The organism is Rhodobacter sp. TJ_12 (assembly GCF_020023995.1).
Lineage (GTDB): Bacteria > Pseudomonadota > Alphaproteobacteria > Rhodobacterales > Rhodobacteraceae > Rhodobacter.
The window spans coordinates 15,095-27,668 of record NZ_NRRD01000013.1 but is presented as its reverse complement, the minus strand read 5'-3'; the positions used below and the strand labels follow the sequence as shown (position 1 = coordinate 27,668).

The following is a 12,574-nucleotide window of genomic DNA, read 5'->3' as shown; positions in this document are numbered from 1 at the left end:
TTCCTGCGCGCGGCCTGCGCACCGCTGACCCCAAGGACAAAAACATGCTTGAAATCAAAAACCTGCACGTCAAACTTGAAGATGAAGACAAGGTGATCCTGAAGGGGATGAACCTGACGGTCGAAACGGGCAAGGTGCATGCGATCATGGGGCCGAACGGCTCTGGCAAATCCACCATGAGCTATGTGCTTTCGGGCCGCGACGGCTATGAGGTCACCGAGGGCTCGGCCACCTTGCAAGGGCAGGAATTGCTGGACCTCGACCCAGAGGCGCGCGCGGCGGCGGGGCTGTTCTTGGCATTCCAATATCCGGTGGAAATTCCGGGCGTGGGCAACATGACGTTTTTGCGCACCGCGCTTAATGCACAGCGCAAAGTGCGCGGCGAAGACGAACTGTCGGCGGGCGAATTCCTCAAGCTGGTGCGGGAAAAAGCCAAGGCGCTGAAAATCGATGCCGAGATGCTTAAGCGTCCGGTCAATGTGGGCTTTTCGGGCGGCGAGAAAAAGCGCAACGAGATCCTGCAAATGGCGATGCTGGAACCCAAGATGTGCATCTTGGATGAAACCGACTCTGGGCTTGATGTCGATGCAATGCGACTGGTGTCGGATGGCGTGAACGCGCTGCGCTCGCCTGACCGGTCTTTCTTGGTGATCACCCACTATCAACGGTTGCTCGATCACATCAAACCCGATGTCGTGCATATCATGGCCGATGGCCGCATCTTGCAAACCGGCGGGCCGGAGCTGGCGCTGGAAGTCGAGAAGAACGGCTATGCCGATATCCTCGCGGCGCACGGGCTGACGGAGGCGAAGTGATGGCGGCGAGCGAAGCAGTCACGGCGCGGCTGTCCGCGCAAGCCCCGGGGCCGGGTTTCGGCGTGGCGCGGGCCGCTGCGGCAGAGCGGCTGTCGGCGATGGGTCTGCCCGGTCGGCGCGACGAATATTGGCGCTGGACCGATCCGGCCGCGCTGAACACGCCCGAGGTCGCCCCGGCGGCCCCGGAACCGGCAGAGGCGCCGCTTTTTGCCGAGGTGAATAGCCTTAAGGTGGTTTTCGTCGATGGCGTTTTCGATGCCGATGCCTCGGACGATCTGGCGATGGCGGGGGTCGAGATTGCGCGTCTGGCGCTGGAAGAACCGGCGTGGGCCACGGGGCTTTACGGCACGCTGGAAGAGGCGGGCCAAACCCCGGTGAAGCGCCCCTTTGGCGCGTTGAACACCGCGCAGGCGACCGATGGGCTTTTGATCCGCGTCACGGCGCAGGCGGAAAAGGCGATTAATCTGGTTTATGTCCATAAATCAGAGGCTTCCGATCCGATCTTGCATCACCTGATCAAGCTTGAAGAAGGCGCGGAGCTGACCGTTTTGGAAACCGGCCCCGCCGGGGCGCGGTTCAACAAGGCGATGGAAGTGGATGTCGCCAAGGGCGCGCGTTTCCACCACATTCGCGTGCAGGGCGCCGAGCAAGACCGCCGGGCCGTGACGCATATTTTTGCCCGCGTCGCCGAAGAGGCTTTGTTCAAAAGCTTCACCCTCACGGTGAATGGCAAGCTGACGCGGAACGAGGCCTATATCGACATTCTGGGCGACGATGCGGTGGCCCATATCGCGGGCGCGGCGCTTGGCGATGGCAAGGATGGACCTTTTCACCATGATGATACGGTCTTTGTGACGCATGCGGGCCTGCGCGGCGAAAGCCGTCAGGTGTTCAAGAAAGTGCTGAAAAACGGGGCCTTGGGCACGTTTCAGGGCAAGATCTGGGTCAAACCCGGCGCGCAAAAGACCGATGGTTATCAAATCAGCCAGTCGTTGCTTTTGGATGACGACAGCCAGTTCCTTGCCAAGCCCGAACTCGAGATTTATGCCGATGACGTGAAATGCTCGCATGGCTCCACGACCGGGGCCATCGACGACACGGCGCTGTTTTACCTGCGCTCGCGCGGCGTGCCGGAAGAGGAAGCCAAGGGCCTGTTGGTGCTAAGCTTCTTGGCCGATGCGATCGACGAGATCGAGGATGAGGCGCTGAAAGAGGAAATCGTCGCGCGGCTTGAAGACTGGCTGGCGCGGCACCGTTAAGGAGCGCCGCATGGCCGCCATTGACGATATCTGGCGCAGCTACCGCAGCCCCCGCAAGGTGGTGCGGCAACATTTGGGACGGGCGCGGTCTGAACCGCGTCTGTTCACGCTTTTGTTCGCGGCGATGGTGGTGATCTTCACCGCGCAATGGCCGCGCCTTGCGCGCGAACAATTCGAAAACCCCGATCTGCCGATGCCCGGGTTGCTGTTGGGCACGGCGATGGCTTTGGCCGCCGTGACGCCCTTCATCTACCTCCTGGCTTGGCTGGTCACGCAGGGCTTGCGGCTTGCCGGCGGGCGGGGCGATGGCTACGGCGGGCGGCTGGCGCTGTTTTGGGCGCTTTTGGCCGTGTCGCCCTTGATGCTGTTGCAAGGGCTGGTGATGGGGATGATCGGGCCGGGCCTTCAGGCCAATGTGATCGGCGGCATCGTCTTTGTCGTCTTCATGGTGTTTTGGGGGGCGGGGCTTAAGGTCACCCAGTTCGAACCGCTTGGCGCCGAGGCCCAGACATGAGCCTTGCGCTGTATCTGTCATTGGTGCGGCAAAGCCTGACCGACCCGCCCGAGGCGGCGCGGCGTGTGATTGCGTTGCTTGATAGCGCCAAGGCGCGCTGGCTGGCGCTGGCCGCGGTGGTCACCGCAGGCGCGGCGCTTGGCACTTTTGGCGAATTGCTGTTTTCGCTTGTCACCGGGGTCGATCTGGGCCCCAGCGCCTCGCCGGTGCGGCTGGGGCTCATTCAAGGCGCGCTGATGATCTATGCGGCTGCGGCGATGGCGGTCTTTGGCCGGCAGGTCGGCGGCAAGGGCGATTTTGCCGGGGCCTTTGCGCTGGTGGTCTGGATCCAGGCGATCATGGTCGGCGCGCAACTTGTCCAGATCGTCGTGATGACGATCTTCCCTCTGATCGGCGTTTTGATGACGCTGACGCTGTTTGTGTTGATGATCTGGCTGCTGGTGCAGTTCACCGCCGCGCTACACGGGTTTGAAAGCCTGATGTGGACATCGGTCGGGGTGCTGGCGGTGTTGTTTGGCTCGGCCATGATGCTGGGCTCGCTCTTCCTTGCCTTGGGCATTGCCCCGCCGTTCATGGCCGAAAGCTGAAAGGTCCGCCGATGTATGATGTCGAAAAGATCCGCGCCGATTTCCCGATCCTGTCGCGGCAGGTGCATGGAAAACCGCTGGTCTATCTCGACAATGGGGCCTCGGCGCAAAAGCCGCTTTGCGTGATCGAGGCGATGGATAAGCTCTATCGCGAAGATTATGCCAATGTGCACCGGGGTTTGCACACGCTGTCCAACATCTCGACCGAGGCCTATGAGGCGGTGCGGGGCAAGGTGGCGCGGTTTTTGAACGTGCCCGATGAGGACGAGATCGTTTTCACCACAGGCTCGACCGAGGGGATCAACCTTGTCTCTTACGCTTGGGCCGCGCCGCGCCTGCAACCGGGCGATGAGATCGTGCTGTCGATCATGGAACACCATGCCAATATCGTGCCGTGGCATTTTTTGCGCGAACGCCAAGGCGTGGTGCTGAAATGGGTCGAGATCGAGCCCGATGGCAGCCTGCCCGCTGAAAAGGTGCTGGAGGCGATTGGCCCGCGCACGAAGCTGGTGGCGATCACGCAAATGTCGAACGTTCTGGGCACGGCGGTGGATGTGAAAACCATCTGCACCGGCGCGCGCGAAAAGGGCGTGCCGGTTTTGGTCGATGGTTCGCAAGGTTCGGTGCATGGCCCGGTCAATGTGGCCGATATTGGTTGTGATTTCTACGCCATCACCGGGCACAAGCTTTACGGGCCCAGCGGCTCGGGCGCGATCTATATCAAGCGCGACCGGATGGAAGAAATGCGCCCCTTCTTGGGCGGCGGCGATATGATCGACACGGTCACGCGCGACACCGTCACCTATGCCAAACCGCCGATGCGGTTTGAGGCGGGCACGCCGGGCATTGTGCAGCAGATCGGGCTGGGCGTGGCGCTGGATTACCTGATGGATCTGGGGATGGAGAATGTCGCCCGGCACGAGGCCGATCTGCGCGCCTATGCCGAGGAAAAGCTTCTGGGCCTCAACTGGCTGCAGGTGCAGGGGCAGGCGGCGCAGAAGGGGGCGATCTTTTCCTTCACGCTGGAAGGTGCGGCCCATGCCCATGATATTTCAACGATTTTGGATCAGCGCGGGGTCGCCGTGCGCGCGGGCAGCCATTGCGCCATGCCGCTGATGCAGCATCTGGGGCTGTCGGCCACGGCGCGCGCCTCGTTCGGGCTTTACAACACCCGGGCCGAGGTCGATGCGCTCGCCTCGGCGCTGGAGCTGTGCCACGATCTTCTGGGCTAGGCCGGAGATCGGTGCGAAAGCCGCGCCGGAAATGATCATTTCGGGGCGCAAGAGCGGTTGCAGGCCCCGAAATTTCAAGCTATCAACCGCGCACGAAGCACCCGTAGCTCAGCTGGATAGAGCGCTGCCCTCCGAAGGCAGAGGCCAGAGGTTCGAATCCTCTCGGGTGCGCCATCTTCCCCAAGGTCAGATGACGCCGCCCTGTTAGCTGCATTCGGGCACGCCCATATTGATGAGCTGCTGGCCCGAGATGATTTGCGGCCCGACGCTGTAGCGGCCTTCGCGCATATACCAGCGGCGCAGCGGCGCCGGATAATGCGCCGCGATCACTTGCGACCAGAATTCAAACTTTTCGGGCGGCAGCGCGGCGCCATAGAAGCTGGGCCGGTGAAACCCAAGCCGGGCATTGCGGTTCACGCAGCTGCCGGGCAGGCCCAGATACATCGTGCAGGCCGAATAGCACGCGCCTTGAATCGCCACCGCTTGACCCGCCGCCGCCATCGCTTGGATCTTGTTGGCGCGTCGGCCCACATCGCCCCCCAAATCGCCGCGCACGGTGATCCGTTTCGCGCCATAGGCCACCGGCACGGCTTGCGCGCTGGCCTTCGTTGCAAAGATAACCTGCGGTGTCCCCAGCGCGGTCGCTAGGGAAACGGCAAGGACAAGCGGACGTAACCGCTGCGCCCGAAGGCGTGCGAAGATAAGTTTCATGTATTTTCACCCCAGTATCGGTCACGCCGAAACGTGACGCGACGGCGCTCCACCAGCACCATCAAGCGCCACTACAGCAGGGCGGACTTAAGAAAGGTTTACGTCGGGCCGGTGCGGGGGCGGGGGAAAAGGGACAGTTTTTCCTAGATTTGAGGGGATCGGCGCGCCGCGCCAATTTGGCCCCGTCCGAGACAGGCGCTGCACGTCAGACGTGCAAAACGGGCAGATAGTGCACGTTTTCCTGTCATCGGACCGGTCGCGCGGGCCTGGGGGCCGCCGGGGGGCATTGGGGCTGACAAAGCACTGTGAAAATGCCCCCAAGCGTGATAAAAGCGGGTCAGACCCCCTCTTAATTGATGTGAGTTTGCCATGAAACGCGCCGTTATCTCCATAACCCTTGCGCTCGCTCTGGGCAGCGCGCCGGCTTTTGCCGAAGTCAATCAATGTCCCAAGGGCCAGTCGCTCAAGGACAACCAATGCGAATGCGATGATCCCAACACCGTCAAAAAGGACGATGGAACCTGTGGTCCGATCGTGCCGTTGCCGGGCGGGCAACTGCCGGTGGGGCAAGCGACCAACATCGTCTTCCTTGCGCCGCTTTTGGCGGGGACCGTGGCCGGTGTGGCCGCATTGGCCGGCGGCGGCGGCGGCGGCGGGAATGCCACCGGCACCACCTCGTCCACCACGGGCGGCGGGTCATGATCCGCAACAAGGTCTGAGGCCGTGTCGCGGTTTCCAAGGCGCCAAAATCCGCAAGGCTTGGCGCCATGGGGAAAGTGAGCAAGGCGCAGCGCTTTGCACCTGAACCGGGGGCAATGGGAAATACTGCAACAGGGCGGCGGGTGAAACCGCCGCTTTTTGCGTGGGGTCGGAGAGAGTCGGCCCGCAAGGCGCTCAAGAACGGTGCTTGACAGGGAATACCGCGGCCCGCGAAATAGCGGCGCGGGCGGGGTTTTTCGACCTGACATCGCTTTTCCCTGACAGCGGTTTCAAGGACCGTGGCCCTTTTGTCCGGACTTGATCCTTTCGCCCGATGCAGGCAAAAGGGCCGCGTGAAACGGTGCCGTCATCGCGGGTCTGTGCCGGTATCGGCTGGTTGCGAAAGCCGTCGAAACCGGCATCAGTTCAAGGCAAATCACAAGAAGTCGGCGCCACGCAACATGCGCGCGATGCGGGGTGAAGAATTTGAGATTGGACGATAAATCGCCCGCGCTTCTGTCGGTGGCGCCGATGATGGATTGGACAGATCGGCATTGCCGAATGTTTCACCGCACCATCTCGCGTCAGGCGCTGCTTTATACCGAAATGGTCACGGCCCCGGCGGTGATCCATGGCAAGCGCGCACAGCTTTTGGATTATAGCCCCGAAGAACATCCTGTGGCGCTACAACTGGGGGGCTCGGACCCGGCGGAATTGGGCGAGGCGACGCGGATCGCCGCCGATTGGGGCTATGATGAGATCAACCTCAATGTCGGCTGCCCGTCGGATCGTGTGCAATCGGGCGCCTTTGGGGCGGTTTTGATGAAAACCCCCGATCTGGTGGCGCGTTGCGTGGAACAAATGATCAAGGCCTCTCCGGTTGAGGTCACGGTGAAATGCCGCATCGCGGTGGATGACCAGATCGCCGCAGAGGTGCTGCCCGCGTTTTTGCGCACTGTCTCCGCCGCCGGTGTGACGCGCTTCACGCTGCATGCCCGCAAGGCGTGGTTGCAAGGGCTTAGCCCCAAGGAAAACCGAGAAATCCCGCCGCTTGATTACCCGCTTGTGCACGCGATGAAACAAGAATTCCCGCATCTGCACCTGAGCCTGAATGGCGGGGTCGCCAATTTGGCGCAGGTGCAAGAACATCTGGCCGCAGGCATGGATGGGGTGATGGTGGGCCGCGCCGCCTATGGCGAGCCGATGGCGGTTTTGGGCGGGGCCGATGCCGCGCTTTGGGGGCAGGGCGCGCCGCGCTCGCCTTTTGACGTGGCCGAAGAGATGAAACCTTATATCGCGGACCATTTGGCGCGCGGCGGGCGGTTGCACCAGATCACGCGGCATATGTTGGGGCTGTTCCATGGCCGTCCCGGCGCGCGCGGCTGGCGGCGGGTTTTGTCCGAAGGGGCCACCCGCGACGGTGCGGGGCTTGCACTTTATGACCTTGCACTGGCAGAAGTGACCCGCGCGCCATAGCGCTTTGCGCTGGCCCGGAGGAGGCCGGCGGCGCGCAATTGGGGGGGAACCGGAATGACGCTTGCGTTTCTGGGGCTGGTGCTGATTGCGGTCGGCGCCTTTGCCGGGCTGATGGCGGGGCTGTTGGGGGTTGGCGGCGGCATCGTGCTGGTGCCCGCGTTTTATTACCTGTTCGAGGGCATGGGCTATGGTGGCGACAACCTGATGCAGGTCTGTCTGGCGACCTCGCTTGCCACAATCATTGTCACGTCGGTGCGCTCGGTTTTGGCGCATCACCGGCGCGGCGCGGTCGATCTCCAGATCTTGCGCGATTGGGCCCCGCCGATTGCGCTGGGGGCCGTGGTGGGGGTGGGTGTGGTCGATCATCTGCCCACACATATCTTGCAAATCATCTTTGGCGTCATGGTGTTGGCGATTGCCGCCTATATGGGCTTTGGCAACAGCAATTGGCGGATTTCGGATCAGCTTCCGGGGTGCCGGTTTCGGCTCAGCTTCGGGCCGCTGATGGGCTTTGTCTCGGTTTTGTTGGGCATCGGCGGCGGCTCGATCGGAACCCCGATGCTAACTTTGCATGGCGTGCCGATCCACCGTGCCGTGGCCACCTCGGCAGGCTTTGGCGCGACCATCGCGCTGCCCTCGGCGCTGGCGTTCTTGTTCACCCCCGTACCCGATGCGCCCCCCTATACGGTGGGGGCGATCAACCTGCCCGCCTTTGGCATCGTGATTGTGATGACGCTGCTCACCGCGCCCTTGGGGGCGGCGCTCGCCCACAAGCTTGATTCGAAGAAATTGCGGGCCGTCTTTGTTGGGTTCTTGGCGCTTGTCGCGCTGAATATGTTGCGTAAAGCCTTGTTTTAAAAGGTCCGGGCTGCTTGCCCGGACCAAGGGCGTTACAGCCCCGCGCGTTTGGCGGCGTTCCAAAGCCCATCCATCTCGGCCAAATCGCTTTGATCGGGATGCTTGCCACCCTTGGCCAGTTCGGATTCGATAAACTCAAACCGGCGGGTGAATTTGGCATTGGCCGCGCGCAAACAGGCTTCGGCATCCAGCCCCAGATGGCGGCCCAAATTCACCATCACAAACAGCATATCACCATATTCCTCGGCGGTTTCTTCGGGCCCCAAAGCGTCGCGCGCTTCCACCAGTTCCTGCGCCTCTTCGACGATCTTTTCGACCACTTCCTTGGTGGAGGGCCAATCGAAGCCGACCCTTGCGGCGCGTTTTTGCAGCTTCAGCGCGCGGGTCAGCGCAGGCAGGCCCATCGCCACGCCATCAAGCACGCCTTTTTCGGCCTTGGCCGCACGCTCGGCGGATTTGATTTTTTCCCAATCTTCCGTCTGTTGCGCGGCGCTTTTGTCACGGCTGTCATCCCCGAACACATGCGGATGGCGCGCAATCATCTTGGCCGAAATCGCCCGCAGCACGGCCAGCAAATCGAAATGCCCCGCCTCTTTGGCCATCTGCGCGTGATAGACGACTTGCAGCGCCAGATCGCCCAATTCGCCCTCTAGCTCATCCCAGGCCGCGCGCTCAATCGCGTCGGCCACCTCATAGGCTTCCTCGATCGTATAGGGCGCGATCGAGGCGAAATCTTGCTCGATATCCCAGGGGCAGCCCGTCTCGCGGTCGCGCAAACACGCCATGATCGCCGCCAGACGGCGCATCTGAACGCCCAAGTCACCACGTTCCTCAAACAGGATCGGATCGGTCGGTTTCACCATTGCCTCTTGCCTCGCTCAGGTCCATCTAGGTCAGTATCTCTTTCGTAACGCCCGAGTCCACCATGCCCGTGATCAACCGTATCGCCGCCCTTGCCCCCGAGATGAAGGAGTGGCGTCACTGGCTGCACCGCCACCCCGAGATCGAGTTCGATCTGCCGCAAACCGCCGCCTTCGTGGCCGCGCGGCTACGCGACTTTGGCGTGGATGCGCTGCACGAGGGCATTGCCACCTCGGGCCTTGTTGCGCTGATCAAGGGGCGCGAAGAGGGGCCGGTGATCGGGCTGCGCGCGGATATGGATGCCCTGCCCATCACCGAGGCGACGGGGGCCGATTATGCCTCTGAACATGAAGGCAAAATGCATGCCTGCGGCCATGACGGGCATACCACGATGCTTTTGGGGGCTGCGAAATATCTGGCCGAGACGCGCAATTTCGCGGGCACGGTGGCGCTGATCTTTCAACCCGCCGAAGAAGATGGCGGCGGCGGCGAGGTGATGGTGCAAGAAGGCGTGATGGAGCGGTTCGGCATTACCGAGGTCTACGGCATCCACAATGCGCCGAACCTGCCCTTTGGCCATTTTCACACCACCCAAGGCCCGCTGATGGCGGCGGTGGATACGGCTTGGGTGACGGTGACGGGGCTTGGTGGCCATGGCGCCACGCCGCATGAATGCGTCGACCCGATCCCGGCGATCACCGCGATGGTGGGATCGCTGCAAACCATCGTCAGCCGCAATCTTTTTCCGATGGATGAGCTGGTCGTATCGGTGACGCAAATCCATGTGGGCTCGGCCAATAACATCATCCCCGAAAGCGGGTGGTTTTGTGCCACGATCCGGTCCTTCACGCCCGATGTCCGCGCGATGGTGGAAAAACGCTTCCGCGAAATCGTCGAAGGCACGGCGGCGGCCTTTGGCGTGACGGTCGAGATCACCTATGACAAGGGCTATCCGCCCACCGTGAACAATGCCGACCGCGCCCGCTTTGCCGCCGATGTGGCGCGCGAAATCTCGGGCCCCGATGCGGTGGAAGACGAGGCCGGGCGCGAAATGGGGGCAGAGGATTTTTCCTACATGCTGGAAGCCCGTCCCGGTGCCTATCTTTTCTTGGGCACCGGACCCGGCGCGGGGCTGCACCATCCGGCCTATGATTTCAACGATGAAGCCGCACCGGTGGGGGCAAGCTTCTTCGCGCGTCTGGTCGAACGCGCCTTGCCGGTGGCCTGACGGGGCAGGGGCATTGCCCGCCCTTGCGCCCCAATCGCGAAACCGCACCAAGCCCCCCCAAAAAATCCATTGTCTTCGACTTTGTGAAAATATCCCGGGGGTGAATTTTGCGGAACGCAAGAGAGGGGGCAGCGCCCCCTTTTCTGGTGGTGTCCTGACAGCCCCGTGATCTGGCGCCGCCCCGGACCTGATTGCCTTGCCAAGCCTTGGGGGCACCGCTAGGGTGCGCGCCGACACCGGGGAGCCTTTGGGCTGCCCAAGCCTGTTCAGACCAAAGGCCCCAACGAGAGGACCAGAAATGTTCATCACTCCCGCTTATGCCCAAGACGCCGGCGCCGAAATGGGTGGCTTCGCCGCCATTGGCCAGTTCTTGCCGCTGATCCTGATCTTCGTGATCATGTATTTCCTGCTGATCCGTCCGCAGCAAAAGAAAGCCAAGGAACACAAGCAGATGGTCGAGGCGCTGCGCCGCGGCGACAGCGTGGTGACCCAAGGCGGCATCATCGGCAAAGTGACCCATGTGCGTGAAGATGGCGAAGTCGAAGTCGAGATCGCCCAAGGCGTGAAGGTGCGCGTGCTGAAGCAAACCATTCTTCAAGTGCTCTCGAAGACCGAACCGGCTTCGAACGATAACTGATCCCAAGAGGCCGCGCCGCCATGCTGCAAATTTCGCTTTGGAAGCGTGTCGTCATCCTGTTGCTGTGTCTGGCAGCATTGGTTTCGGCGGCGCCCAACCTCTTTTATAACCGCGTCGAGGGCCATAACGATGCCGTTATGGCCTTTGAAAAGACCGGCGCGATGACCGAGGCACAGGTCGCCGCGCGCGACGCTTGGCCCGATTGGCTGCCCTCGGGGCTGGTCAATCTGGGGCTTGATCTGCGCGGCGGCGCCCATCTTCTGGCCGAAGTGCATCTGGACGAGGTCTACAAAGGCCGGATGGATGCGCTTTGGCCCGAGGCGCGGCGCGCGCTGGCCGCCGAGCGGGCCACGATCGGCTCGATCCGCCGCGTGCCCTCGCCGCCAGATGTTTTGCGCATCCAGATCGGCAATCCCGATCAGATCGCCAAAGCCGTAGAAGTGGCGCGCACGCTGACCAGCCCCGTCGTTGGGCTGACCGGCGTTGGCCAATCCGATTACGAGGTGACGGGGGAGGGCGATACCATCACCTTCCGGCTGTCCGAAGCTGAAAAGACCGCCACCGATGACCGCACCATGGCGCAATCGCTGGAAATCGTGCGCCGCCGTGTGGATGCCGCAGGCACCCGCGAACCCACGATCATGCGCCAAGGCTCCGACCGGATCTTGATCGAAGTGCCGGGCATCGGCTCGGCGCAGGAACTCAAGGATCTGATCGGCACCACCGCGAAACTGACCTTCCATCAGGTCTATGGGCCGCCGACCGCCAACCCCGACGCCAATCCGGGGCCAAACCGGATGCTGCTGCCCTCGGCCGAGCGCGAAGGCATTTCTTACATCATGGACGATGTGCCGGTGGTCACGGGCGACGAGCTGACCGATGCGCGCCCCGACACCGACCAAAACGGCTATCCGGCGGTGGCTTTCCGCTTCAACCCCACGGGCGCGCGCGCCTTTGGCGATTACACCGCCAGCCATATTGGCGAGCCCTTCGCGATTGTGCTGGATGGCAAGGTGATCTCGGCGCCGACGATCCAAGCCCATATCGCGGGCGGGTCCGGCATCATCACCGGAAACTTCTCGGTTGAAGAGGCCACCAATCTGGCGCTGCTGTTGCGCGCCGGGGCCCTGCCTGCGGGCATGACCTTCTTGGAAGAACGCACCATCGGCCCGGAACTGGGGGCCGACAGTATCGAGGCGGGCAAGAAAGCCGCGATGGTGGGCTTTGGCTTGGTCGTGCTGTGGATGATCGCCTCTTACGGCCTGTTTGGCGTCTTTGCCTCGGTCGCGTTGACGATGAACATCATCATGGTCTTTGGCTTCATGTCGGCGGTGGGCGCCACGCTGACCATGCCTGGGATCGCCGGGATCGTGCTGACCATGGGCACGGCGGTCGATGCCAATGTGCTGGTCTATGAACGCATCCGCGAGGAATTGCGCTCGGCCAAATCCGCCGCACGGGCCATTGAGCTAGGCTATGAAAAGGCGATGTCGGCGATTATCGATGCGAACGTCACCACCTTCCTGACCGGCGTGATCCTGTTCGTGCTGGGCGCGGGCCCGGTGCGCGGTTTCGCGGTCACGCTGATTGTGGGCATTGCCACCTCGGTCTTTACCGCGATCTTCGTCACCCGCCTGATGGTGGTGACATGGTATGCGCGCAAGCGCCCGAAAACCTTCACTGTGTGAGGAACGACC

At 62.4% G+C, this 12,574-nt stretch carries 13 protein-coding genes and 1 tRNA gene; 12 read left to right on the top strand and 2 right to left on the bottom strand.

Translation table 11 applies throughout. The features are described from left to right. The first annotated feature begins 44 nt into the window (after positions 1-44). The 6 genes from sufC to CKO11_RS10570 all read left to right on the top strand — a co-directional run bounded on the left by sufC (position 45) and on the right by CKO11_RS10570 (position 4,581). On the top strand, positions 45-815 hold the full coding sequence (gene sufC, locus CKO11_RS10595) for a Fe-S cluster assembly ATPase SufC (protein WP_223638025.1): 771 nt from the start codon (positions 45-47) through the stop codon (positions 813-815). Next, complete coding sequence (sufD, locus tag CKO11_RS10590) at positions 815-2,074, top strand: Fe-S cluster assembly protein SufD (RefSeq protein ID WP_223638023.1); 1,260 nt, start codon at positions 815-817, stop codon at positions 2,072-2,074. Before sufC ends, sufD begins: the two co-directional genes overlap by 1 nt. A 10-nt stretch (positions 2,075-2,084) precedes the next feature. Further along, a complete protein-coding gene (locus CKO11_RS10585; protein ID WP_223638020.1) occupies positions 2,085-2,588 on the top strand; it encodes a YIP1 family protein in 504 nt (167 codons plus the stop codon). Continuing rightward, entirely contained in the window at positions 2,585-3,175 is a 591-nt protein-coding gene (locus CKO11_RS10580) for a YIP1 family protein (protein WP_223638017.1), read from the top strand. Before CKO11_RS10585 ends, CKO11_RS10580 begins: the two co-directional genes overlap by 4 nt. Before the next feature lie 11 nt (positions 3,176-3,186). Then, positions 3,187-4,407, top strand: coding sequence for a cysteine desulfurase (locus tag CKO11_RS10575; RefSeq protein ID WP_223638015.1), 1,221 nt, complete (start codon positions 3,187-3,189; stop codon positions 4,405-4,407). A 97-nt stretch (positions 4,408-4,504) separates the two neighbouring features. After that, positions 4,505-4,581: transfer RNA gene (locus CKO11_RS10570), tRNA-Arg, on the top strand. A gap of 30 nt (positions 4,582-4,611) precedes the next feature. On the opposite strand, the gene CKO11_RS10565 is transcribed toward CKO11_RS10570, so the two are convergent. Continuing rightward, positions 4,612-5,118 carry a hypothetical protein gene (locus CKO11_RS10565; RefSeq protein ID WP_223638012.1) on the bottom strand — a complete coding sequence of 169 codons (507 nt, stop codon included), beginning with the start codon at positions 5,116-5,118 and terminating at the stop codon, positions 4,612-4,614. A 369-nt stretch (positions 5,119-5,487) separates the two neighbouring features. Here CKO11_RS10565 and CKO11_RS10560 point away from each other — a divergent pair, with 369 nt between their 5' ends. From CKO11_RS10560 to CKO11_RS10550, 3 genes are all read left to right on the top strand, one after another. Beyond that, positions 5,488-5,820 (top strand): hypothetical protein, encoded by a 333-nt coding sequence (locus CKO11_RS10560; protein ID WP_223638009.1) that lies wholly within the window; start codon positions 5,488-5,490, stop codon positions 5,818-5,820. Between the two features lie 489 nt (positions 5,821-6,309). Continuing rightward, positions 6,310-7,293 (top strand): tRNA dihydrouridine(20/20a) synthase DusA, encoded by a 984-nt coding sequence (dusA, locus tag CKO11_RS10555; RefSeq protein WP_223638005.1) that lies wholly within the window; start codon positions 6,310-6,312, stop codon positions 7,291-7,293. A gap of 54 nt (positions 7,294-7,347) precedes the next feature. Then, the gene (locus CKO11_RS10550; protein WP_223638003.1) at positions 7,348-8,151 is read left to right on the top strand and encodes a sulfite exporter TauE/SafE family protein; all 804 of its coding nucleotides are present in this window, start codon (positions 7,348-7,350) and stop codon (positions 8,149-8,151) included. A gap of 32 nt (positions 8,152-8,183) precedes the next feature. Here the strand turns inward: CKO11_RS10550 and mazG are convergent, their stop codons facing one another. Continuing rightward, positions 8,184-8,957: a nucleoside triphosphate pyrophosphohydrolase gene (gene mazG, locus CKO11_RS10545; RefSeq protein ID WP_411742012.1), complete on the bottom strand. Its 774-nt coding sequence runs from the start codon at positions 8,955-8,957 to the stop codon at positions 8,184-8,186. A gap of 119 nt (positions 8,958-9,076) precedes the next feature. On the opposite strand from mazG, the gene CKO11_RS10540 reads away from it, so the two are divergent. From CKO11_RS10540 to secD, 3 genes are all read left to right on the top strand, one after another. Continuing rightward, positions 9,077-10,240 carry a M20 aminoacylase family protein gene (locus CKO11_RS10540; protein ID WP_223637999.1) on the top strand — a complete coding sequence of 388 codons (1,164 nt, stop codon included), beginning with the start codon at positions 9,077-9,079 and terminating at the stop codon, positions 10,238-10,240. A gap of 298 nt (positions 10,241-10,538) precedes the next feature. Next, the gene (yajC, locus tag CKO11_RS10535) at positions 10,539-10,877 is read left to right on the top strand and encodes a preprotein translocase subunit YajC (RefSeq protein WP_223637997.1); all 339 of its coding nucleotides are present in this window, start codon (positions 10,539-10,541) and stop codon (positions 10,875-10,877) included. Between the two features lie 20 nt (positions 10,878-10,897). Beyond that, positions 10,898-12,565, top strand: coding sequence for a protein translocase subunit SecD (gene secD, locus CKO11_RS10530; protein ID WP_223637995.1), 1,668 nt, complete (start codon positions 10,898-10,900; stop codon positions 12,563-12,565). Positions 12,566-12,574: the final 9 nt, after the last annotated feature.